Origin of the sequence: Conexibacter woesei DSM 14684 (assembly GCF_000025265.1) — a bacterium.
GTDB classification, from domain to species: domain Bacteria; phylum Actinomycetota; class Thermoleophilia; order Solirubrobacterales; family Solirubrobacteraceae; genus Conexibacter; species Conexibacter woesei.
In genome coordinates this window covers 3,497,202-3,519,462 of sequence record NC_013739.1, presented here as the reverse complement: position 1 = coordinate 3,519,462, position 22,261 = coordinate 3,497,202, and the positions used below count along the sequence as shown (strand labels likewise).

Below are 22,261 nucleotides of genomic sequence, written 5' to 3'. Positions count from 1 at the left end.
CTGGAGCCATGAGCGACGAGCCGCACGAGCACGAGCACGAGCAGCACGACCCGCGCCGGGACGCGGTCGCCGCGGCCACGCGCGCGCCGACGGCCGGCGCCGCCTTCACCGAGGCGCTGGGCGGGCCGCTCGGGATCGTCGAGTCGGCGCTGCCGGCCGCCGCGTTCGTGCTCGCGTACAGCGTCGGCGGCCTGGAGCCCACCAACGCTGCGATGGTCGCGGTCGGGATCGGCGTCGTGCTGGCGATCGCGCGGCTCGTGCGGCGTCAGACGGTGCAGTTCGCGCTGTCGGGGCTGGCGGGGATCGCGATCGCGGCGTTCATCGTCTCGCGCACCGGCAAGGCGGAGGACTTCTTCCTCCCCGGACTGCTGCTGAGCGGCGGCTACGTGATCGGCCTCGTCGGCTCGATCGCGCTGCGCTGGCCGATCGCCGGCGTCGCGCTCGGGCTCGTCGCCGGCGGCGGGATGGGCTGGCGCAGAGACCCCGATCGCGTCCGCATCTACACCCACGTGACGTGGATCTGGGTCGGCGTCTTCGCGCTGCGGCTCGCCGTCCAGCTGCCGATGTACCTCGCCGGTGCGGTCGTCGCGCTCGGCGTCGCGAAGGTCGCGATGGGGCTGCCGCTGTTCGCCGTCGGGATGTGGCTGTCGTGGCTGCTGCTGCGACAGGAGGGCGCGCTGCTCGCCGCGCAGGAGGCTGCGAGCGGCGGCGCCGAGCATGACCCGGACGCCGAGCGCGAGCCCGACGCGCCCGCGCGCCGGTAGCGGCACCACCCGCGGCGACGGGCGCGCCGCCGGCGCCGCTGCCTCCGGCGCGGTCGCTATCTTCGAAGCATGGCGTTCGATCCGACCTGTCCCTCGGGCATCTGCGGCAGCGCACCGCCGCCGCTGATCGGCAGCGTGCTGACCGGTACCGGGATGACGCTGGCGCAGGCCGCACGAGCGCTGGAGCAGGGCCGCGAGCTCACGCTCACCGACGTCCAGCGCCGCCTCGTCCAGCGCTGGTCTGAAGAACAGCTCGGCGCCCCCGCCGCCGCGCGCTGACCGTCGTCAGCGCCGTCGTCCTGGCTTGGTGTCGCAGGGCGACCACAAAGCAGGACGATGCGCCCGCCGAGCCGCGAACTATGCTGCGCAGATGACGACACGTGGCGGGCTCGACCTCGGTGGGACGAAGATCCAGGCGGTCGTCGTCGACGACGCGAACGCGGTCGTCGGCGAGGCGCGGCACCCGACGCCGACGAGCGGCGGCCCACAGGACGTCGCCGACGCGATGGCGGCGGCGCTGCGCGAGGCGGCGACGGCGGCGGGAGTCGAGACGGCGGCGCTCGGCGGCGTCGGCGTCGGCTCCCCCGGCGCGATCGACACGGCCGCGGGCACCGTCGGCCAGGCGCGCAACCTGCCCGACTGGGAGGGCGTCTTCCCGCTCGCCGACGCGCTCTCGCAGCTGCTCGGGACGCGCGTCGCGCTCGGCAACGACGTCGACGTCGCGACCGACGCGGAGGTCGTGCTCGGCGCGGGCCGTGGCGCCGCGTCGCTGCTCGGCGTCTTCTGGGGCACCGGCGTCGGCGGCGGCGTCGTGCTCGGCGGCAGAATGTGGCGCGGCGTCGGCGCGGCCGGCGAGATCGGCCACATGGTCGTCAAGCAGGGCGGCGCGAGATGCCCGTGCGGCCGGCGCGGCTGCATGGAGGCGTACGCGGGGCGCGGGGCGATGGAGGCGCGCGCCCGCAAGCGCCACGAGGACGGCGAGAAGACCGACCTCTTCCATCTGATGAAGAAGCACGACAGACCGCGCCTGACGAGCGGGATCTGGGCGCGCGCGCTGGCGCACGAGGACAAGCTCGCGATCGAGCTGGTCGACGACGCCGTCGAGGCGCTCGGGACCGGCGTCGCCTCAGCGGTCAACCTGCTCGACGTCGAGGTCGTCGTGCTCGGCGGCGGGCTCGGGCTGCGGCTCGGCGAGCCCTACCGCGAGCGGATCGTGCAGGCGATGCACCCGCACCTCTTCAACGACGACCGTCCGCCGGACGTGCGGCTCGCCGAGCTGGGCGACCTCGGCGGCGCCGTCGGCGCCGCCCTGCTCGTCGCCTGAGCCCGACGTTCAGAAGACCCAGGTCGCGCCCCACTGCAGTTGGGCGATCGCGGTCTGGCCCGCGACGTTCGCGTGGAAGTAGTCGCGCGTCGAGATCTGGCTCGCGGTGAATCTGTAGTCGAAGCCTGCGTCGTCGTCATATCTGCACTGCGCGTAGCTGGCGCACGCGGTCGCGAGCGCGCCGTTGAGCGCGACGATGCGCGTCAGGACACGGTTGCGCCGGGCCGCATCCGCTCTCGTCGTCGAGGTCGGATTCGCGAGCATCGACTGGCACACGTCGAGGCTGTCCCAGGTCGTGACGGCGGCCGGGTCGGTGTGCAGGATCTTCCACAGATAGTGGATGTTCGGGATCGACGCGACGGAGATGCGCGCCGCCGGGAGGTTCGCTCTCAGCAGGTCGATCGCGGCCTGGACGTTGCTCTGGAAATCGACGACCGGCGTCATCGCCGCCTCGTTGATCCCGCATATGTCGTTGGCGCCGATCGCGATCGTGACGTACTCGACGCCTTGTCCGATCGCCGTCGTCACCTGACCGGGGAGCGCTGCCGACGTCGAACCCGATCTGGCGTCGTTGAACGCGTTGCCGGCGATCGCGGGGTTCGCGGCGAGGATGCGCGCGTAGATACTGTCGACGGCGGCGTTGGTGCCGGTCGCCCATGAGTTCGCGGGGCAGTCGACGAACGCTCTCGCGCACGTGTTGAACGCCTTGGTGATCGAGTCGCCCGTCGCCGCCATCGAGTTCGGGTGGACGGCGCGCGCGTCCGCTGCGCCGAGTCCACCGCCGCAGGCCGCCGCGACGAGGAACGCTCCGGCTCGGATGCAGCGCCGCGTGCTCAAGGCGAGTTCGGCGCCGGGTCCTCGTTGCCGCGCTCTCTCGGCGGCGGCGTTCCCTCGCCCTCGTAGTCGGTGTCGCTGTCCAGCGGCGGCGCGCCCGCGGTGATCATGTCGGGATCGTCGGGTGGGTTGCTCGACTGCGCCTCGCCGAGCGACGCCTCGCCGTGGCCGACGCGATCGGCGCCATCGTGTGATCGGGTCATGCCCACGGGGTACCCGCCGATGCCCGCGCCGACGCGCGGCACCGGCGGGATCGGACCGCGTCGGTCAGCCGCGCGCACCCAGCTCGTGCGCGTCGCCGGTCAGCTGCTCGGCGACCGGCCGCGGCAGGTCGCGGCGGTTGCGCTCGATCCGCGTCACGAAGCGCGTCCAGCGCTGCGACAGCACGTCGCGCAGCAGCTGCCCGCGCAGGCCGTCGCGGATCCCGCGCGAGACCGCGACCAGATGCGCAAGTCCGGTCGGCGACGCCTTCACGCGGAACGTCGCGGTGTCAGTTGCGACGCTGCCGTCCGCGCCGGTCGCGTTCACCGTGACGACGTGCTTGCCGCGCGCGAGCGCGTCGCCGCGCAGCGTGTTGCCCTCGGCCGCTGTGGCGCCGTCGAGTCTCACCGTGACAGCGTCGGGGCGAGCGCCGCTGACCGCGAGCGCCAGCGACAGCGCGTCGCCGCGCTCCAGCCGCGCGCCGTCGAGCGGCGCCAGCAGCGACGCTCTGACCGGCTCGGCGGGAGCGGGCGCGCCGGCCTGCGCGTAGCGCGCGTTCCAGCCGACGAGCGCGCCCGGCCGGTTGGTGATGATCCCGTCGACCCCGGCGTCGCGCATCGCCGCCCACTGGCCGGCGTCGTCGACCGTGTACGGCATCACCGCGACGCCTGCGGCGTTGAGCGCGCCGACGACCTCCGGGCGCGCCTTCAGCGCGTCCCACGACGGGTTGTAGGTGACGACGCCCAGCTCTCTGGCGGTCGCGACCGGATCGGCGTCGAGCGCGCCGCGCAGCAGGCCGAGCTGGAGGTCGGGCGCCAGCTCGCGCGCGTCCCTCAGCACCTGCACGTCGAAGCTCTGCAGCAGCGTGCGGCCGACCATCCCCTTCGCGCGGACCGTGGCGATGATCCGCTCGACCTGCGCGCGCGTCTGCGGGCCCTTGACCTCCAGCAGGAAGTCCGCGCTGCCGCGCTTGACCTCGTCGGTCAGCGCATCGAGGCGCGGGAGCGGCTGGCCTCTGAACGCGGGCGAGAACCACGATCCGGCGTCGAGCAGGTCGAGTGCCGGCGCGGTCAGCGCGTTGAGCGCGCCTCTGCCGTTCGTCGTGCGGTCGACGGTGCCGTCGTGGAGGATGAACGGGACCTGGTCGGCGCTGTGCGCGACGTCGGTCTCGACCCAGTCGGCGCCGGCGCGCGCGCCGGCGGCCATCGCGGCGAGCGTGTTCTCGGGCGCGACGGCCGAGTAGCCGCGGTGCGCGATCACGCGCGGGATCGCTCTGGCGTCGTTGGGCAGCACGAGCGAGATCGGCTCGATCCGTCTGACGACGACGTCGTCGAAGGAGACCGTCGAGCCGTTGACGACGAGTCCGAGGCCGCCGTCGGCCGAGCGGCGCAGGGCGCGCGTGCTCAGCACCTCTCTGCCCTCGAACAGCCAGCGGGCGCGCGAGCCGCGCACCTCGACCGCGACGTTCACCTCTCTGCCGGTGCCGGCGGCGGCCGGCGCGGGCGCGGCGTCGGCCACGTTCCAGCCGTTCGCGGCGGTCCGCTCGGCGAACTCGGTGCCGTTGGCGGCGGTCGTGTTCGAGCGCATCGCGGCGTGCCACCACGGGACGCCGCCGTCGGCCGGCATGTCGAGCCCGATCGCCGTCCAGCGCGCCGGATCGGCGACCGACTCGAAGCGCACCTTCGCCTCGATCCGGAAGTTGTCGAGGTGCGAGCCGAACGTGATCCGCGACTGCTGGCCGGAGTTGGCCGAGACACCGACGAGGCGCCCGTCGGCGACCGTCCATCTGCCCTCGATCGCTCTCCAGCCGGCTGGCAGGCCGGCGCCCGCGAACCGCTCTTCGAGCACGGTCGGTTCGGGATCGGCGGCGAACGCGGCGGTCGGCGCAGCGGCGAGCACGCCGCCGGCGACGGTCACGGCGCCGAGCAGCGCCGCGAGAGCACGGTGTGACATGGGACTCCTCGGAGTCAGGGTGCGGGGGACGCGGCGCACGCTAGGACGGGCGTTCGGCGTCGCCGTGAACGGTCGGTGAAGATGAGCGTGCTCTAACCGGAGTGACCGCTCCTCTTATGCTACGGTGCCAAACCGGATCGGTCACTCCGCTTACCTCAAGGATTCTCACCGCATGTCATCGCTTTCTCCTGCCGCCCCCGCGCAGGGCTCCGGCACCGAGACGAACCGCTGGGTCGTCCTCGTGCTCGTCTGCCTCGCGCAGTTCATGGTCGTCCTCGACGCGACGATCGTGAACGTCGCGCTGCCGTCCATCCAGACGGACCTCGACATCACCGCGGGCAACCTCGCGTGGATCATCAACTCCTACACCCTGCTGTTCGGCGGCTTCCTGCTGCTCGGCGGTCGTGCCGCCGACCTGTTCGGCCGCAAGCGCGTCTTCCTCGCCGGCGTGGTCCTCTTCAGCGTCGCCTCGCTGCTGTGCGGCCTGGCGACCTCGCAGGAGACGCTGATCGCCTTCCGCGGCCTGCAGGGCCTCGGCGCGGCGCTCGTCTCCCCCGCCGCACTGTCGATCATCATGACGACGTTCGCCGACGGCGCCGAGCGCACGAAGGCGCTCGCGGTCTGGGGCGCGATTGCGGCCGGCGGCAGCGCCTTCGGCCTGTTGCTCGGCGGCGTCCTGACCGAGGCGCTGTCATGGCCGTGGATCTTCATCGTCAACGTCCCCGTCGGCATCGCGGCGTTCGTGCTGTCGCTCAGACTGATCCCGGAGTCGAAGGCACCGGACGCAGGGCGCGGCTTTGACGCGCTCGGCGCCGTCCTCGTCACCGGCGGTCTGATCTCGCTGGTCTACGCGATCGTGAGAGCCGAGAGCGCCGGCTGGGGGTCGACGACCACGCTCGGCTTCGGCGCACTGGCGATCGTCCTGCTCGTTGGGTTCGTCGTCGCCGAGCGTGTCCAGTCGCAGCCGCTCGTGCGGCTGGGCATCTTCAGCACCCGTTCGCTGTCGACGGCGAACGGCGTGATGCTCGTCGTCGCCGGCGGCATGTTCGCGATGTTCTTCTTCGCGACGATCTACGTCCAGGTCGTCCTCGGTTACTCCCCGATCGAGGCCGGGCTCGCGTTCCTGCCGTTCACCGTTGGCATCATCGCCGGCTCGGTCGCGGCGCAGCAGCTGATCCCGCGGATAGGCGTGCGGGCGCAGATCCTCTTCGGCCTCACGCTCGCGGCGATCGGCCTGCTGCTGATGATGCGGATCACGGCCGACGGCGACTACGTCACGCAGCTGCTGCCGGCGGTGCTCGTGATGTCGATCGGCATGGGCAACACGTTCGTGCCGCTGACGCTGCTGGGGACGACGAACGTGGAGGAGCGCGACGCCGGGCTCGCCTCGGGGCTCTTCAACACCTCCCAGCAGATCGGCGGCGCGCTCGGCCTCTCGATCCTCTCGACGCTCGCGGCCTCGCGCACGGAGAGCCTGAGAGAGGAGCTGGCGCCCGGCGCCTCGCCGCTGGCGGTGCTCGAGACGCTGGTCGACGGCTACCACGTCGCGTTCCTGATCGGCGCGGTCTTCATCGCCGCCGGCGCGCTCGCGATCGTGCTGCTGATCCGCAGAAGCGACGTCGCCGCGATCAACGACGTCGACCCCGCGAGCGTCCAGATGGCGCACTAGGGGGGCGACGGAGGAGCGATCCCGGGTATCGTCGAAGACCACACCGTTATGGCGACTGTCGACACGACAACCAGCGGGGAAGCGCAGCGGAAGCCGCGCGCGGATGCGCGCCGCAACCGCGAGCGCATCCTCGCCGCGGCGTCGGCCGCCTTCGCCGAGGACGGCTTCGACGTCGGCGTGGCGGAGATCGCCCGACGTGCCGGCGTCGGCACCGGGACGCTGTTTCGCCACTTCCCGACGAAGCTGGAGCTGGAGGTGGCGGTGATCCTCGAGCGCGCCACCGGCATGCGCGAGGCGCTCGACCTCGAGCGTGCGCTCTCCGACCCGGATCCGTGGAGCGCGTTCGAGGGTTTGATGACGCGCGCGGTCGAGATGACCGCGTCCGACCGCTGCCTCGGGCAGGCGATCAAGCCGGAGCTGCTGACGGACCCGCGGCTGGAGCAGCTGCGCGTCGAGGTCTTCAGCGGCTTCGAGGCGGTCCTCGCCCGCGGTCGCGACGCCGGCGTGATCCGCCGCGATCTCGCGGCCGAGGACATCCCTGTCCTGACGGCCGCGATCTGCTCCACGATGGAGCGCTTCGGCGGCGACCGGCCGGACCTCTGGCGCCGCTACCTCGGTGTCGTGCTCGACGGCATGCGGGCTGACGGCGCCGTGCCGCTCCAGCCCGGCCCGCCGGCTGTGGGCGACCTCGACAAGAGCTGTCAGGTCTAGCTGCGCGACGTGTGGGCGGCGCGCGACGCCTGAGCGGCGGCCTCGCGAGGGCCCGCGCTAGCGCGCCCGCGGGGCAAGCAGGCGGAACGACAGCGCCGCGGCGAGGCCCAGCGAGGCGATCGCGAGCGCCAGCGGCAGCGCCGTGTCGCGGCCGGCGATCCCGACGAGCGGCGCGACCGCGCCGCCGATCGCGAACGTCGCGAGCCCGACCAGCGCCGACGCGCTCCCCGCCGTCCGCTCGTGGCCGGCGAGCGCAAGCGCGGTCGCGTTCGGCATCACGAGCCCGACGCTCGCGACGACCGCGAGCAGCGACGCCAGCACGCCTGCGAGACCTGCGTCGAGCGCCACCGCGAGCAGCAGGCCGGCGGCTCCGCCGCAGCCGAGCGTCAGTCCGGCGACCAGCAGCCGCCGCGCGCCGAGCCGCCCGACGAGGCGGGCGCCGATCTGCGCGCAGACGACGATCCCGAGCGCGTTGGCGGCGAACGCGATGCTGAACTGCTGCGGCGAGAGCCCGTGGATCTCCTGCAGCACGAACGGCGAGCCGGCGATATAGCAGAACATCATCCCGATCGCGCAGCCCGCGGTCAGCACGTAGCCGGTGAAGCCGCGGTCGCGCAGCAGCGCGCCGAAGACGCCGATCGTCGCGCGCAGGCCGCCCGCATGCCGCTTCTGCGGCGGGAGCGTCTCGGGCACGAGCCGCCAAGCGCCGAGCAGCAACGCGACGCCGATCGCGGCGAGCAGCCAGAAGACGCCGCGCCAGTCGGTGACGCCGAGCAGCTGTCCGCCGACGATCGGCGCGAGGATCGGCGTCACGCCGTTGACGACCATCAGCAGCGCGTAGAAGCGCGCGGCGGCGTCGCCGGCGTGGAGGTCGCGCACGATCGCGCGCGCGATCACGATCCCGGCCGCGCCGGCGGCGCCCTGCACGAGCCGCAGGGCGATCAGGATCCAGATCGACGGCGCGAGCGCGCACAGCGCCGAGGCCAGCGCGTAGAGCGCGATCCCGGCGAGCAGCGGGCCGCGGCGGCCGCGCGCGTCGCTGAGCGAGCCGGCGACGAGCTGGCCGGCGGCGAGGCCGATCATGCACGCGGTCAGCGACAGCTGCGCGAGCGAGGCGGACGCGTCGAGGTCGCGGCTCAGCTCCGGCAGCCCCGGCAGGTACATGTCGAGCGACAGCGGCCCGAACGCGGTCAGCGCGCCGAGCGCGACTATCAGCGTCCGCTCGCCGGGCATGCGCGGCGAGCGCGAGCCGCTCGGGAAGGTCGCCATCGGCCGCGCACGGTACCGACTCGCGCGCCCTCCGGCGAGGCTCGCGCGGCCCGGCGGGGGAATGCCGCTGTGTGACGAAGATCACTTCGGAGGCAAAAGGTTCGTTCGCTAATCTTTCGACTCCGAAAGACTTTTCGTCCCCATCCGTCGTCAGGCCCCGATGACCAGAACCTCCGCCCCGCCTCCGCCCCTGCGCGCCGCCGGCCGTGCAGGCGTGCCGTCCCACGTCTGGCCGATCGCGATCGTCGTGATCCTCGGCATGGTCATGTCGGTCCTCGACACGACCATCGTCAACGTCGCGCTGCAGGACCTGTCGGTCGAGCTGCACACGTCGCTCGACGACATCCAATGGGTCGTGACCGGCTACATGCTCGCGCTCGCGGCCGTCATCCCCGTCACCGGCTGGGCCGCGTCGCGCTACAGCGCCCGCCGCCTGTACATCGTCTCGCTCGTCCTCTTCACGCTCGGCTCGCTGCTGTGCGGTCTCGCGTGGTCGTCGGGCTCGCTGATCGCCGCGCGCGTGCTGCAGGGGATCGGCGGCGGCATGCTCGCGCCGATCGGCCAGATGATCCTCGTGAAGGCCGCCGGCCCGAGGAACCTCCCGCGGATCATGAGCGCGATCGGCGTCCCGATCGTGCTCGCGCCCGTCTTCGGCCCGACGCTCGGCGGCCTGCTGATCGAGCACGCCGGCTGGGAGTGGATCTTCTTCATCAACCTCCCCGTCGGCGTCGTCGCGGTTGCCGCGGCGGTCAAGCTGCTGCCGCAGGACAGCGGCGACCGGGCCGCCGGGAGGCTCGACACGCTCGGCCTCGCGCTCGTCGCGAGCGGCCTCGTCGGCGTCACGTACGGCCTCGCGCAGAGCGGCGGCGCAGGGACCCTGCTCGACTCCAGCGTGCTCGTCCCGTTCCTGCTCGGCGTCATGCTGATCGCCGCGTTCGTGTTGCGCTCGCTGCGGATTCCCAGACCGCTGCTCGACGTCCGCCTGTTCGCCAACAAGGCGTTCGCGGCCGCCTCGCTGACGACCTTCTGCCTCGGTGCGGCGCTGTTCGGCGCGATGATCCTGATGCCGCTCTACTTCCAGACGGTGCGCGGCGAGGACGCCGTGCAGACCGGCCTGCTGCTGATCCCGCAGGGCGTCGGCGCGGCGATCGCGATGGGCTTCTCCGGCCGCGTCACCGAGCGCCTCGGCGGCGGCCTGACGGCGCTGATCGGCGGCGTGATCACCGTCGTCGCGACGATCCCGTTCGTGCTGCTCGGCGCCGAGACGTCGTTCGCGCTGATCGCCGCGGCGATGATCTTCCGCGGGTTCGGCATCGGCATGTCGATGATGCCGTCGATGACCGCCGCGTTCGCCGTCCTGCGACCCGACCAGGTCAACCACGCGACGCCGCAGCTCAACGTCGTGCAGCGCGTCGGCGGCTCGATCGGCACCGCGATCCTGTCGGTCGCGCTCGAGAGCCGCATCCGCGACGCCGGCGCGTCGGCGACGCCGGCCGCGCTCGCCGACGCGTTCGGCGAGACGTACGTGATCGTGCTCGTCGTGACGCTCGTCGCGCTGCTGCCGACGCTCCTGCTCGCGATCGTCGAGCGCCGCGCCAGAGCACGCCATACTGCCCACGAGGTGGGGATCGAGACGAGGATCGAGCTGGAGGCCGAGACCGTATGAGCGACGCGCCGGAGCCGTCACGCGAGCAGCTGGCCGAAGGGCTGCGCACCGCCTTCGGCGAGCTGCTGCGGGCCGAGCGGCGGCTGCGCAGCCGCGACCCGCAACGGCCCGGCGCGCTCTCCTACTCGCAGGTGCGCGCGCTCGTGCTGCTCGACGACGCCGAGGAGGCGACCGCCGGCCAGCTTGCGAGAGCCGCCGACCTGACGCCCGCCAGCGTCACCTCGCTGCTGGATCAGCTGGAGCACGAGGGCATGGTGCAGCGGCGACGCAGCGAGCAGGACCGCCGTCTCGTCGTCGTCTCGCTGACGCCGCAGGGGCGCGCGCTGCTGTCGGAGAAGCGGGCCATCTGGCAGCGCTGCTGGCAGCAGGCGTTCGCCGACCTCGACGACCGCGACGTCGCCGCCGCGGGCGAGGCGATGCGCCGGATGGCGCGGATGTTCGACTCGATCTGAGCAGCGCCGCTGCGACGCGAGGCGCGCCCGGTCAGCCGCGCGCGAGCGCGGCGGCGTGCTCGTACAGCTGCTCCAGCTCGCCGACGTGGTCGACGACGACCTCGCCGGCCGCCCATCTGCGGCCGTTGGCCGCAAGCGTGCGGCGCGCATCCTCGTCGCGCACGAGCGCTTCGATGTGGCTGCTCCAATCGCTGTCGGCGACCAGCCGGCCACCCTCGGCCTCGCCCATCCACGCGTAGTCGCCGACCGGCGACGCGAGCCACGGCACGCCGAGCGCGGCGTACTCCTTCAGCTTGACGTTCGAGCGCGTCTGGTTGAACGAGACGTCGGCGAGCGGCGCGATCAGGACGTCGCAGCGTGCCAACAGCCCGGGCAGGTCGTCGTACGCCTGCCACGGCAGGTGCTCATAGCGCGGGCTGGTGAGCCCGACGTCGGCGCCGATCCCCAGCATCCGCACGTGGAGATGGCGCTCCAAGACCCGCGCCAGCACGTCTCTCAAGCCGAGCTGCGCGAAGTCCCACTCGTGCTCGCCCATCCCGGCCCAGCCGATCGTCAGCCCTCTCGGCGGGAGCGTCCGCGGCCGCGTGAACGTCGGCGGGAGCCAGTTCTCGAACACCCGCGCGTCGGCGGCGCCGGCCGAGCGATGCCGCGCCGCCAGTTCCTCGGTCGGCGCCGTGACGACGTCGGCGATCCGCAGCATCGCGTTGGCGTCGGCGACGGCGCGCTGGCCGGCCATCCCGCGCAGCGCTCTCCCGACGGGATGGTCACCGGGCGCCGTCGTCATATCGAAGTCGTTGTCCCAGACGACCGCGACGCCGGCCTCCTGGAGTCTTCTCGCGAGGCGCCGCGCCGGCTGATGGGAGAGCCGGAAGATGTGGACGACGTCGACGTCGAGCAACGGCCCCGGATCGCCGACCGCGTCGCGCTCCTCGACGTGCACGCGGTGGCCGTTGAGCGCCAGCGCCTGCATCGGGATGAACGATCGGTACAACGAGCTGGGCGCCCCCTCAGGCACCAGCGAGACGATCTGCATGCACCGAGCATGCCCACGTCGCGGCGGTTAAGCAACCGTGAGCCGCGCGGCTGGGCCTCAGTCGTCCAGCCGCGCGCCGGCGAGGCCTTCGAGGACCTCCAGCACGGCGGCGAAGTCCTGCTCGCCGAGGCCGCGGCCGACGCCGGCGCTCAGCAGCTCGCGCGTCGCGGCCGCGAACGGGAACGGCGCGCCGGCTGCCTCGCCGGCGTCGAGCGCGTACCTCACGTCCTTGAGCATGTGCTCCAGCTTGAAGAGCGTCGTGAAGTCGTGCGCGAGCATCGGACCGGCCTTCAGATCGGCCATCGCCGATCCGGCCGAGCTGGCCTTCAGCACGTCGACCATCCGCTCGAGGTCGACGCCCGCGCGCTTGCCGACCAGCAGCGCCTGCGCGAGCGTCGCGGCGTTCGTCGCGGCGACCGCGTTGCACAGCACCTTGACCGTCTCGCCCTGCCCGACGGGGCCGACGTGGACGATCTTCTCCCCCATCCGCTCCAGCACCGGGCGGGCGCGGGCGACGTCCGCCTCGGCGCCGCCGACCATGATCGTCAGCGTCCCGTCCTCGGCCTTCGGCGAGGAGCCCGTGACGGGCGCGTCGACGAACGCGACACCGCGCTCGGCGAGCCGCGCGGCGATCTGCCGGCTCTCGTCGGGCGCGATCGTCGACATGTCGATGCAGAGCAGACCCGGGCGCGCGTCCTCGACGACCCCGTCCTCGCCCAGCAGCACCTGCTCGACCTGCGTGCCGTCGACGACGATCGTGATCACGACGTCGCTCGCCGCCGCGACCTCCGCCGGCGTCGCGGCGACCGTCCCGCCGTGCTCGGCGGCCCACGCCTCCGCTCTAGCGCGCGTGCGGTTCCAGACGGTGACGGGATGCCCGGCGCGGCGCAGGTTCGCCGCCATCCGCGAGCCCATGATGCCGAGGCCGATGAATCCGATCCGCTCCATGGCGGCGGATGCTAGCGAGCCGTCTGCGGAAGACCTCGCGAGGGGCTCGCGCCGGTCGACAGCGCCAGCTCCTCGACCGCGTCGGCGAGCATCACCGGCAGCCGCCCGACCCCGCCGATCGCCGCCGCGTCGGCTGCCGCGGTGACGTGGAGGTGGCGTCCGTACGCGAGCGTGCTGAGCGTCAGCCCGTGGTCGTCGGGCGCCGGTGTGACAGGGAAGAGCGCGCGCACGTGGGCGCCGGCGAGCTGCAGCGCCCGCTCCGGCCCGTGCGCGCTCGGGATCGTGAGGTTGCAGAGCCGCGCCGCCAGCGCCAGCCGTGACGGCAGCTCGTCCGGCGGGCCGGCGAGCAGCGTCGGCCGCGCGCCGCGCTCGTCCGGGCCCGTGTCGCCGCCGCCAGCGCCTGCGCCGCGTGGCGCGCCGCTTGCGCGTCCTCCGCGCGGGTCCCGAACCGCGGCCATCGTCGCGTGAATCGCGCGCAGCCGCGTGAGCGGCGTCCGCTCGGCGACGGGCAGCTCGACCACCGCGCTCGGCGCGTCGCCGAGCAGGAGGGTCTCCCCGGCGGGGTCGACCGGCACCATCGCGCGCAGGTTCGCCGGCTGCTCGCCGGCCGCCAGCGCGACCCGCCGCAATGCGCCGGCCGCGACCGCCAGCACGACGTCGTGCAGCTCGGTCTCGGTGCGCTCCGCGATCCGCCTCAGCCGCCCGAGCTCCAGCCGCGCGGTCGCGATCGTGCGCGCGCCGGGGCGGTCGAGGCCCGTCGTCGAGGCTCCGGCGGCGGCGCCGCCGGGCGCGCCGCCCCGTCGCGCCGCCGGCGGCGCGTTGAGGAACGACGGCGGCGCTGAGGAGAGCAGGCCCTCGGTGCGCGTGTACGCCGCGTGCCGCAGCGTCGTCCCGATGCGGCCGTGCTCCCGCTGCGCGGCGGTCACCGCTTCCATCCGCGCCGCCGTGCGGAACTCGCTCAGCGCGAGCGCGTCTGCCCCGGCGCGGGCGGCGGCGCTGCCTGCGGCGGCGCCCGCGGCGCCGTCCGGTCCACGGTCGAAGACGAGCTCGCGCAGCGTCGTCGTCTCGTGCGCGGCGAGCAGCGCACGGTGCGCCGTCCCGACGATCGCCGCGCCGCCGCGCGGACGCGGGACGACCAGCACCCGCCACAGCGGGCGGTCGCGGGCGAGCCGCTCGGACAGGAAGCGGTCGATCACGCCGCGCAGCTCGTCCTCGCCGGTCACCGCCGCATCGCTGACGGCGACGTGGCGCGCGACCGCGAAGGAGGGGTCGTCGCGCCAGACGAGCGCGCCGCCCTCGCCCGCGTCCGCTCGGGCGACGACGCGCCGGAAGCGCGGCGCGCCGACCAGCCGCCGCTCGACCCGCTCGCGCAGCGCCTCGACGTCGACCGCCGCTCCGCCCGCTCCCGCGTCGACGCGCGCGAGCCAGCCGACGTGCATCTGCGCCGCCTGCGATTCGAGCTGCAGCAGTGCCGCGCTGGCCGGGGAGACCTGCTCCATGGAGGCATGATTGAGGGAACCCCCTCGGTGCACCACGTCCCGGCGTCCAACGTGCCGCCGAGCGGCTGTTCCACATGGACGAAAGACTGTGCAGGTGGCGCGTCGGCGGGAGTAGGGTCGGCCGATGCGAATCCTCATCGTCGGGACGGGCGGGGTCGGCGCCGCGGCGGCCGCGATCGCGCAGCGGCGGAGCTTCTTCTCCCACATGGTGCTCGCGGACGTCGACCGCGCACGGGCGCAGGCGGTCGTCGATCGGCTCGGCGAGCCGGACCGCTTCAGCGCCGCGGAGGTCGACGCGAGCGACGAGAGCGCGCTCGTCGCGCTGATGCGCGAGTCGCGCGCGGACGCGAGCTTGAACGCCTGCGACCCGCGTTTCAACGAACCGATCTTCAACGCCGCGCACGTCGCGCGGGTCACCTACCTCGACATGGCGATGACGCTCTCCAAGCGCCATCCGCAGCATCCGTTCAGCGAGACCGGCGTGATGCTCGGCGACGTTCAGTTCGCCGCCGCGGAGGCGTGGGAGCGCGCCGGTCAGCTGGCGCTCGTCGGGATCGGCGTCGAGCCCGGGCTGTCGGACGTCTTCGCCAGATACGCGCAGGACCACCTCTTCTCCGAGATCGACGAGGTCGGCGTGCGCGACGGTGCCGACCTGGTCGTGGAGGGCTACGAGTTCGCGCCGACGTTCTCGATCTGGACGACGATCGAGGAGTGCCTCAACCCGCCGCTGATCTGGGAGCGCGAGCGCGGCTGGTTCACGACGGCGCCGTTCTCCGAGCCCGAGGTCTTCACCTTCCCGGAGGGGATCGGCGAGGTCGAGTGCGTCAACGTCGAGCACGAGGAGGTAGCGCTGATCCCGCGCTGGGTGGCGTGCAGACGGGTGACGTTCAAGTACGGCCTCGGGAGCGAGTTCATCGACGTGCTCAAGACGCTCCACAAGCTCGGCCTCGACGCGACCGAGCCGGTGCGCGTGCGCGGCGTGGACGTGGCGCCGCGCGACGTCGTCGCCGCGACGCTTCCGGACCCGGCGACGCTCGGCGATCGGATGACCGGCCGCACGTGCGCCGGCACGTACGTGACCGGGACCGGGAAGGACGGCAGACCGCGCGCGACCTACCTCTACCACGTCGCCGACAACGAGACGACGATGCGCGAGTACGGCAGCCAGGCGGTCGTCTGGCAGACGGCGATCAACCCCGTCGTCGCGCTCGAGCTGCTCGCGAACGGCAGTTGGAAGGGCACGGGCGTGCTCGGCCCGGAGGCGTTCGACGCCGTGCCCTTCCTCGACCTGCTGACCGCGTACGGCTCGCCGTGGAGAAGCGAGGAGCGGGCCTAGGGAGCCGTTCTGGCTCTCAGCTGGATCGCCGTCTGGTACTCCTGGTCCTCGTCGTCCAGCGGATGGACGATGAAGTCAGACTGGTACGCGGTCCCCGGCGTCGCTCCTCTGAACGTCACGTCTATGCTGCGCGAGGCGCCCGGCGCGATGATCCCGGCGAGTCTCGGGGGGTCGTAGTCGAAGTGGTCGTCGTCGGAGAGTTGGACCGGCCCGTCCAGATCGAGGCTGCGTAGCGCCGAGGTGTTCTTGAACGTGAGCGTGCCGACCTGCTCGACGCCGGTCGCGACTGTCCCGAAGTCGTAGGGGTTTCTCCCCTGCCACGCCCACTCGGCGAGGTCGTTGTCGCCGGTCGTGACGGTCAACGCCCCGCCGGACATCATGCCCGAGACCGTGCCCGTCGCCGGGCACAAGGCGCTGCCGCTCACCTTCGGCAGCGAGCTTCTGTGTATCTCGAACCACACCGGGCCCAGCCAGATGTTCAGCGACGCGGCGAGGTCGCCGCCGTATAGGCACAAGCCGAACGGCGTCGTGAGCGCGACGCCGAATCTCTGCATCACGTGGTTCACGAGCACGACGCTCGGTAGGGCGCCGGAGAACGAGACGTACGCGAGCGGCGTCGTCGGCCCTAGGTGCACGAGCGCGGAGACGGCGCCTCTGCACGAGGTCGCGGTGACGCTCGTGATCGAGCCCATGTTGGCGAGTCTGGTCTTTAGCCACGAGGCGGCGAGCGTTCCGGTCGCTCTGAGCGAGCATTCGGCGGTGCCGAAGCTCGACGTGAACGTCACCGGCCCGCTCACGCTGAATCTCGCGCCGGCGGTGACGCGGAACCCTAGGACGGCCGCGGCGGTCCCAGGGCCGGCGGCTGTCGCTGCGAGCAGCGACAGCGCCAGCAGTGCGAGGCGGACTCTCTTCGACATCCCGATCCCTCCGTTTCCGGCGCCTCCCCGGCGCGAGCATGCCCGCGATCGGACCGAAACGCAAGAACCTGGTCGGATGCCTCAGGGGGTCGTGCGGCCTCTCAAGAGCATCACCGTCTCGTAGTTCGCCGCAGCGCCGTCTCTGAATCTCAGGGTGAAGTCGCTGAAGAACGGAGTGTCCAGCGGTGCGCCGCCTGGTGGAGCGAAGCTGGCGTCTATCTGCAACCGGTCGCCCGGTCCTATGATTAGGCCGAGGATGACTCTCGCGCCGTCGTAGCTGAAGTTGGTCGCGTCGCTCAGTGATCCGGGCCCGGTGAGTCTGAAGATCTGTAGCGCGGACGTGTTCTTGAACGTCAGCAGACCGCTCGTCGTGCTGCCGGGCGCTCTGGTGCCGAAGTCGAGCGAGTTGCTCGGCAGCCAGGTCCATCTCGCGAGGTCGTTGTCACCGACCACCACGGCGATTCTCGGGGTGACGGTGAGCGATCCGGAGACTCTCGCGGCCGCGGGGCAGAGTCCTCTGACCAACGTGTACGCGCCGGACCACAGCGACATCGCCGTCCCCGTCGTGAGGTTCAACGTCGCGGGCTGGTTGCCGGTGTATAGACACGTGCCGAGTGGCGTCGCGAGCGAGAACGAGAGTCCTAGGAACGTCTGGTTGATCGCGGTCGGGTTCGGTAGCGTCCCCGTGAACGATCCGTAGCCGGCGGGCGTCGATGACCCTAGGAGGGTGACGCTCGTCGCGATCCCTCTGCAGCCGACGAAGGACCCGCCCGTGATGGCGCCGGTCGTCGCTAGCGCCGTCGGTAGCCAGGACGGTGCCATCGTGCCGGTGAGTGTCGCCGAGCAGATGGCCGTCCCGACGGACGTCTCGAACGTGATCGTGCCGGCGGCGGTGTAGCTCGTGCCGCTGGTGACCTGGAAGCCGGTCACGGCGAGCGCGCTGCCGTGAGCAGCGGCGCTCGTCGCGAGCAGCGTCAGGGTGAGCAGGATGAGGCGAAGCCTCGTGGACATCTCGTACCTCCGATCGGTCCGGCGCTCCCCAGCGAGAGCATGCTCGCGATCGAAGCGAAACGCAAGAAGCCAGTGCGTAGGAGGTGAGGCCCGTCCTCCGGCTCGATCAGTCGGAGACCTCCACCCCTCTCCAGAACGCGACGTGGCCCTTGATCTCCTTCGCCGCGTCCTTCGGCTCGGGGTAGAACCAGGCGGCGTCGCTGTTGGTCTCGCCGCCGGCCTCCACGTGGTAGTAGCTGGCGGTGCCCTTCCACGGGCAGATCGTGTGGCTGTCGCTCGCCGCGAAGTGCTCGCTGACGATCGACCCGACCGGGAAGTAGTGGTTGCCCTCGACGACGACCGTGTCGTCGCTCTCGGCGAGGGTGACGCCGTTCCAGGTGGCACGCATGACGGCTCCTTTCGGTGGGACGTGCAATCACTGTAGCCGCGCCGCGCGGCGTCACTCGCGTGCGGCGGCGACCGGCTCCGGCGGTCCCTCGTGCTCGTCCTCTCTGAGGTCGCTCGCGAGCCGCACGAGGAATCTCGCCAGCTCGTCGTGCTGCTCGGGCGACCAGCCGTCGAGCAGCTCCTCCAGCCGCGCCCGCCGCGCCTCGACCATCCGCACGCGGATCGCGGCGCCCGCGGGCGTCAGCGTCAGCGCGCCGCCCTCGCCCTCGACGTAGCCGGCGTCCGCCAACTCCGAGAACGGCGTCACGAGCCGTCTGTGCGCGACGCCGCAGTGGGTCGCGACGTGGGCGAGCGTGACCGGTTCGTGCTCGGCGATCCGCGCCAGCAGCCACAGCGCGCCCGGCGACAGGTCGATGCCGGCGCGCGCGCCGAGCCGCGCGTAGATCTTCAGCAGCGTGTCGCGGCGGGCGAGCTGGCTGACGGCGCGCGCGATCTCGTCGAGCGAGGTGTCGGGCTTGGGCATCGCGAACGACTCGCCGAGCCCGCTCGTCTCGACCGTTCTGCGCAGCGGGACCTCGCGCAGCAGCCACGTCAGCGCGAACCCGACGAGCGCGATCGGCACCGCGACGAGGAAGACGGTCTGCAGCGCCTGCGCGTAGGCGTCGACGAAGTCGCTGCGGATCGGCGGCGGCAGCTGCTGGATCGCTGCCGGGTCGACGCCCTCCCCGCTCCCTCCCCCGCCCGGCGGCCCGTTCGGGAACGCGTCTGCGAGCGTCGTCGCGAGCCGGTTGGAGAAGATCGCGCCGAAGATCGCGACGCCGAACGAGCCGCCGATCGAGCGGAAGAACGTCGCGCCGGAGGTCGCGGTGCCGAGGTCTCTGTAGTCGACGGCGTTCTGCACCGCCAGCACGAGCACCTGCATCACCATCCCGAGGCCGAGGCCGAGCACGAGCATCGAGACCGAGCGCTGCAGCGCGCCGGTCGAGGCGTCCATCCGCGACAGCAGCACGAACCCGACCGCCATCACCGCCGTCCCGACGATCGGGAACAGCCGGTAGCGGCCGGTGCGGGAGATGATCTGCCCCGACCCGATCGACGTCACCAGCACGCCGAGCATCATCGGCACGAGCTGCAGGCCCGAGCTGGTCGCGCTCGCGCCGTTGACGACCTGCAGGAACAGCGGCAGGAACGTGACCGCGCCGAACAGCGCGAAGCCGACGATGAAGCCGATCGCGCTGGCGACGGCGAAGACGCGGTTGGAGAACAGTCGCAGCGGCAGGATCGGCTCCTCCGCGCGCCGTTCGGCGAGCACGAACAGCACCGTCAGCACGAGGCCGGCGACGCCGAGCGCGACCGACTGCGGCGAGCCCCACGGCTGGGTCGTGCCGCCGAGGCTGAGGAACAGGATCAGGCAGCTGACGCCGCTCGCCATCAGCGCCGTCCCGAGCCAGTCGATCCGGTGTCTGGCACGCAGCGCGCTGGCGGGCAGCACCGTCGCGATCACGACGAGCGCGATGGCGCCGATCGGCAGGTTGACGTAGAAGATCCAGCGCCACGTCAGGTGCTCGACGAAGAAGCCGCCGAGCAGCGGGCCGGCGACGCTCGTGACGCCGAAGACGGCGCCGAACAGGCCCTGGTAGCGGCCGCGCTCGCGCGGCGAGACGACGTCGCCGATGATCGCCTGCGCGCCGACGATCAGGCCGCCGCCGCCGAGCCCCTGGAGCGCGCGGAAGAGGATCAGCTCCAGCATCGACTGGCTCATGCCGCACAGCGCCGAGCCGATCAGGAAGATCACGATCGCGACCTGGAAGACCAGCTTGCGGCCGTAGAGGTCGCCGAGCTTGCCGTAGAGCGGCGTCGAGGCGGTCGACGCGAGCAGGTACGCGGTCGTGACCCACGAGATGTGCTCCAACCCGCCGAGGTCGCCGACGATCGTCGGCAGCGCGGTCGCGACGATCGTCTGGTCGAGCGAGGCGAGCAGCATCGCGAGCATCAGGCCTGCGAAGACCGCCTTGACCCGCACCTCGCCGACCGGCGGCGCGCTCGCGCTCATGGCGGGAGGTCTACCCGCCGCCACCGGTTCGCGCGCACGCCCAGCGGGAATCACCCGATTTCTTATGTATCCCTCCGTCGTCAGGCGCCGTCTGCTCGCGGCGCTCGTGCTTTCGGGCCTCGCCGCGGTCGCGTTCGCGACCGGGCTGTCGCTCGCCCGCGGCGAGCCGGCGGAGGCCGACCGGACGTTCGTGCAGGGCGACCAGACGCTCCGCGAGGCCGGCTGGCAGCACGATCTCGCGTCGCGCTTCGACGACTACGGACAGGAGCTGGCGTGCGGCGGGACGCTCGCGCCCGACCAGCTCGGCGTCGCCTCGCGCACGCTGCCGTGCGGCACGATCGTGACGTTCACCTACCGCGGCCGGACGGTGCAGGTGCCGGTGATCGACCGCGGTCCGTGGATCGACGGGCGCGAGTGGGACCTCACGGGCGCGGCCGCCGAGGCGCTCGGCTTCCCCGGGCTCGCCGTCGTCACGTGGCGGCTCTGAGCGCGGCGCTCATCCGCCGCACGAAGAAGAGGCTGGCGAGCACCGTCCCGCCACAGACGAGCCACATCGCCTGATAGCCCTCGGTGCCGTCGAACGGGCCTCTCAGCAGCTGGACGGCGAGCCCGGTCAGGAGCGGGCCGAGCATCGTCCCGATGCCGCGGCTGAGGCTGTAGAAGCCGGTCAGCGCGCCGTGCGAGCCGGCCGGCATGTGCGGCATCAGCAGCGCGTATGGCAGCGTCATCAGCGTGCCGCCGCCGAACGCCGCCAGCGGCGCTATCAACGCGAGCGGCAGCGTCGCGGTCGTGACCGCCGGGATCAGCAGGCCGAAGCCGTAGACGATCAGCGTGACGCGCAGCACCGGCAGCTGCCCGTAGCGGTCGGCGAGGATCCCGCTCACGACCGCGCCGCCGAGCACGAACGTGGCGGCGGCGCCGACGATCAGCGCCGCGTCGGCGACGTCGATCCCGAGCCCGACGGTGACGTACAGCAGCACGAACGTCTTGAGCGCGCCGAGCGACGCCTCCCACAGGGCGTTGGCGGCGAGGTACGCCTGCAGCCCGGGACGCCCTTCGACGAGCGAGCGCAGCTCGCGGACGGCGGCGCCGAGCGGCTTGGGATGCTCCGGCTCGTGCCATCTGCGGCCGGGCGCGCGGACCATGATGTGGAGGAAGACGAACATCACCGCGGCGGTCACGACCGCCGAGACGACGAACGGGATCCACGGCTCGAGGTCGAACAGCAGGCCGCCGGCGACGAGCGCCAGGCCGGTCGCGGCGCCGCGCCAGATCGCCTGCACGCTCTGCGACTTGCCGGCGTTCGCGTCGGAGACGAGGTCGGGGTAGAGCGCGCGGTACGGCTCGTACGCGACGAAGTAGGCGGCGAAGAAGAGCCAGACGAGCCCGAGCGCGATCACGAGCGAGCCGGCGAAGCCGAGCAGCGCGAGCGAGATCGCGAGCGGCGGCGTGGCGACGAGCAGGAACGGCAGGCGACCGCCGATCGGCGACTTGAGCTGGTCCGACCAGGTGCCGACGACGAGTGGGAGCGCGAGTGCGAGCAGGCCCTCGCTGCCGATCAGGACGCCGACGACGATCGAGCTGTCGGTGAACTCTTGCGCGATCAGCGGCAGGTACGTCGTGACGACGGTGATCGACAGCGCCAGCCCGAAGGTCGGCAGGCCCAGCAGCCAGATCGCGCGCCGCTCGTGAACCTGCGATGTCCGGGGGTCGGCGGCCACGCTGGCAACGGGTCTACCCGCTCCCGGCTCACGCCGCCCCCTCGCTCGCCGCCCGGCGACCCCGCGCTGTCGTCGGCCTTGACTTCCCAGCGGCGCGTGTCGCGCGAGCCGGAACCTTGACCGTCGCTCTACCTTTACTTAGGCTTACTACACTCGTAAATCCGGACCAAAAGGTCCGGTCCGCAGGGGGAGACTCGTCATGTCGAGGTTGAAGATGGCGCTGGGCTTGGTCTTGGTCTGTGCGCTCGCAGTGTTGGGCGGTACGTCAGCGACGGCATCCGCCTCCACGATTTGTAATGGTCCCGCGCCCCTTCGGTCGGCGCCAAATCCCAGCTCGCCGATATATGGGTGGATGGGGAACGGGACGACCTTCCAAGTGTGGAGTCCCGCAGCCGGAAACTTCTACCATGGCTACTCTTTCGCCCTCCTCAGCTCGGGCTACGTCAACGGCAACTACCTGTGCTGATCTCCGGCAGGGCGTCTGACGACCGCCCTGCCGCGTGGCGCGTGGTT

The 22,261-nt window shown here is 72.3% G+C and carries 21 protein-coding genes; 9 read left to right on the top strand and 12 right to left on the bottom strand.

Annotated elements, in window-relative coordinates; genetic code table 11:
* Positions 1-8 precede the first annotated feature (8 nt).
* The 3 genes from CWOE_RS16520 to CWOE_RS16510 all read left to right on the top strand — a co-directional run bounded on the left by CWOE_RS16520 (position 9) and on the right by CWOE_RS16510 (position 2,088).
* A complete protein-coding gene (locus tag CWOE_RS16520) occupies positions 9-764 on the top strand; it encodes a DUF3159 domain-containing protein (protein ID WP_012934778.1) in 756 nt (251 codons plus the stop codon).
* 69 nt (positions 765-833) lie between these two features.
* Positions 834-1,043 (top strand): hypothetical protein, encoded by a 210-nt coding sequence (locus CWOE_RS16515; RefSeq protein ID WP_012934777.1) that lies wholly within the window; start codon positions 834-836, stop codon positions 1,041-1,043.
* 91 nt (positions 1,044-1,134) lie between these two features.
* Positions 1,135-2,088: an ROK family protein gene (locus CWOE_RS16510; RefSeq protein ID WP_012934776.1), complete on the top strand. Its 954-nt coding sequence runs from the start codon at positions 1,135-1,137 to the stop codon at positions 2,086-2,088.
* 9 nt (positions 2,089-2,097) lie between these two features.
* Here CWOE_RS16510 and CWOE_RS16505 read toward each other — a convergent pair whose 3' ends face one another.
* The 3 genes from CWOE_RS16505 to CWOE_RS16495 all read right to left on the bottom strand — a co-directional run bounded on the left by CWOE_RS16505 (position 2,098) and on the right by CWOE_RS16495 (position 5,076).
* Positions 2,098-2,925 carry an SGNH/GDSL hydrolase family protein gene (locus CWOE_RS16505; RefSeq protein WP_012934775.1) on the bottom strand — a complete coding sequence of 276 codons (828 nt, stop codon included), beginning with the start codon at positions 2,923-2,925 and terminating at the stop codon, positions 2,098-2,100.
* Positions 2,922-3,125, bottom strand: a complete 204-nt coding sequence (locus CWOE_RS16500) for a hypothetical protein (RefSeq protein ID WP_148261046.1) — start codon at positions 3,123-3,125, stop codon at positions 2,922-2,924. Before CWOE_RS16500 ends, CWOE_RS16505 begins: the two co-directional genes overlap by 4 nt.
* 64 nt (positions 3,126-3,189) lie before the next feature.
* Positions 3,190-5,076 carry a glycerophosphodiester phosphodiesterase family protein gene (locus CWOE_RS16495; protein ID WP_012934773.1) on the bottom strand — a complete coding sequence of 629 codons (1,887 nt, stop codon included), beginning with the start codon at positions 5,074-5,076 and terminating at the stop codon, positions 3,190-3,192.
* A gap of 172 nt (positions 5,077-5,248) precedes the next feature.
* Here CWOE_RS16495 and CWOE_RS16490 point away from each other — a divergent pair, with 172 nt between their 5' ends.
* Positions 5,249-6,745, top strand: coding sequence for an MFS transporter (locus CWOE_RS16490; RefSeq protein ID WP_012934772.1), 1,497 nt, complete (start codon positions 5,249-5,251; stop codon positions 6,743-6,745).
* A 48-nt stretch (positions 6,746-6,793) separates the two neighbouring features.
* Positions 6,794-7,456, top strand: a complete 663-nt coding sequence (locus tag CWOE_RS16485; protein ID WP_012934771.1) for a TetR/AcrR family transcriptional regulator — start codon at positions 6,794-6,796, stop codon at positions 7,454-7,456.
* A 57-nt stretch (positions 7,457-7,513) separates the two neighbouring features.
* Here CWOE_RS16485 and CWOE_RS16480 read toward each other — a convergent pair whose 3' ends face one another.
* Positions 7,514-8,725 carry a multidrug effflux MFS transporter gene (locus CWOE_RS16480; protein ID WP_012934770.1) on the bottom strand — a complete coding sequence of 404 codons (1,212 nt, stop codon included), beginning with the start codon at positions 8,723-8,725 and terminating at the stop codon, positions 7,514-7,516.
* A 160-nt stretch (positions 8,726-8,885) separates the two neighbouring features.
* On the opposite strand from CWOE_RS16480, the gene CWOE_RS16475 reads away from it, so the two are divergent.
* Both CWOE_RS16475 and CWOE_RS16470 read left to right on the top strand, forming a co-directional pair.
* On the top strand, positions 8,886-10,391 hold the full coding sequence (locus CWOE_RS16475; RefSeq protein ID WP_012934769.1) for a DHA2 family efflux MFS transporter permease subunit: 1,506 nt from the start codon (positions 8,886-8,888) through the stop codon (positions 10,389-10,391).
* Positions 10,388-10,843 (top strand): MarR family winged helix-turn-helix transcriptional regulator, encoded by a 456-nt coding sequence (locus tag CWOE_RS16470; protein WP_012934768.1) that lies wholly within the window; start codon positions 10,388-10,390, stop codon positions 10,841-10,843. Before CWOE_RS16475 ends, CWOE_RS16470 begins: the two co-directional genes overlap by 4 nt.
* A gap of 31 nt (positions 10,844-10,874) precedes the next feature.
* Here the strand turns inward: CWOE_RS16470 and CWOE_RS16465 are convergent, their stop codons facing one another.
* From CWOE_RS16465 to CWOE_RS16455, 3 genes are read right to left on the bottom strand one after another with little or no spacing between them, the layout of a single operon-like run.
* The gene (locus CWOE_RS16465) at positions 10,875-11,876 is read right to left on the bottom strand and encodes a glycosyltransferase (protein ID WP_012934767.1); all 1,002 of its coding nucleotides are present in this window, start codon (positions 11,874-11,876) and stop codon (positions 10,875-10,877) included.
* A 57-nt stretch (positions 11,877-11,933) separates the two neighbouring features.
* The gene (locus tag CWOE_RS16460) at positions 11,934-12,824 is read right to left on the bottom strand and encodes an NAD(P)-dependent oxidoreductase (protein WP_012934766.1); all 891 of its coding nucleotides are present in this window, start codon (positions 12,822-12,824) and stop codon (positions 11,934-11,936) included.
* Between the two features lie 11 nt (positions 12,825-12,835).
* Positions 12,836-14,323: a wax ester/triacylglycerol synthase domain-containing protein gene (locus CWOE_RS16455; RefSeq protein WP_012934765.1), complete on the bottom strand. Its 1,488-nt coding sequence runs from the start codon at positions 14,321-14,323 to the stop codon at positions 12,836-12,838.
* 124 nt (positions 14,324-14,447) lie between these two features.
* Here CWOE_RS16455 and CWOE_RS16450 point away from each other — a divergent pair, with 124 nt between their 5' ends.
* Positions 14,448-15,659 carry a saccharopine dehydrogenase family protein gene (locus tag CWOE_RS16450; RefSeq protein ID WP_012934764.1) on the top strand — a complete coding sequence of 404 codons (1,212 nt, stop codon included), beginning with the start codon at positions 14,448-14,450 and terminating at the stop codon, positions 15,657-15,659.
* Here CWOE_RS16450 and CWOE_RS16445 read toward each other — a convergent pair.
* From CWOE_RS16445 to CWOE_RS16430, 4 genes are all read right to left on the bottom strand, one after another.
* Positions 15,656-16,576, bottom strand: a complete 921-nt coding sequence (locus CWOE_RS16445; protein ID WP_012934763.1) for a hypothetical protein — start codon at positions 16,574-16,576, stop codon at positions 15,656-15,658. The two genes, CWOE_RS16450 and CWOE_RS16445, sit on opposite strands and share 4 nt — an antisense overlap.
* Positions 16,577-16,657: 81 nt before the next feature.
* On the bottom strand, positions 16,658-17,587 hold the full coding sequence (locus CWOE_RS16440; RefSeq protein ID WP_012934762.1) for a hypothetical protein: 930 nt from the start codon (positions 17,585-17,587) through the stop codon (positions 16,658-16,660).
* Between the two features lie 106 nt (positions 17,588-17,693).
* Positions 17,694-17,975, bottom strand: coding sequence for a DUF427 domain-containing protein (locus tag CWOE_RS16435; RefSeq protein WP_012934761.1), 282 nt, complete (start codon positions 17,973-17,975; stop codon positions 17,694-17,696).
* A gap of 51 nt (positions 17,976-18,026) precedes the next feature.
* Positions 18,027-20,027 (bottom strand): MFS transporter, encoded by a 2,001-nt coding sequence (locus CWOE_RS16430; protein WP_012934760.1) that lies wholly within the window; start codon positions 20,025-20,027, stop codon positions 18,027-18,029.
* A gap of 64 nt (positions 20,028-20,091) precedes the next feature.
* Between CWOE_RS16430 and CWOE_RS16425 the strand changes: the two genes are divergently transcribed.
* Positions 20,092-20,514 (top strand): septal ring lytic transglycosylase RlpA family protein, encoded by a 423-nt coding sequence (locus CWOE_RS16425; protein ID WP_012934759.1) that lies wholly within the window; start codon positions 20,092-20,094, stop codon positions 20,512-20,514.
* Here the strand turns inward: CWOE_RS16425 and CWOE_RS16420 are convergent.
* Positions 20,498-21,748, bottom strand: a complete 1,251-nt coding sequence (locus CWOE_RS16420) for an MFS transporter (RefSeq protein ID WP_012934758.1) — start codon at positions 21,746-21,748, stop codon at positions 20,498-20,500. The two genes, CWOE_RS16425 and CWOE_RS16420, sit on opposite strands and share 17 nt — an antisense overlap.
* Between the last annotated feature and the right edge of the window lie 513 nt (positions 21,749-22,261).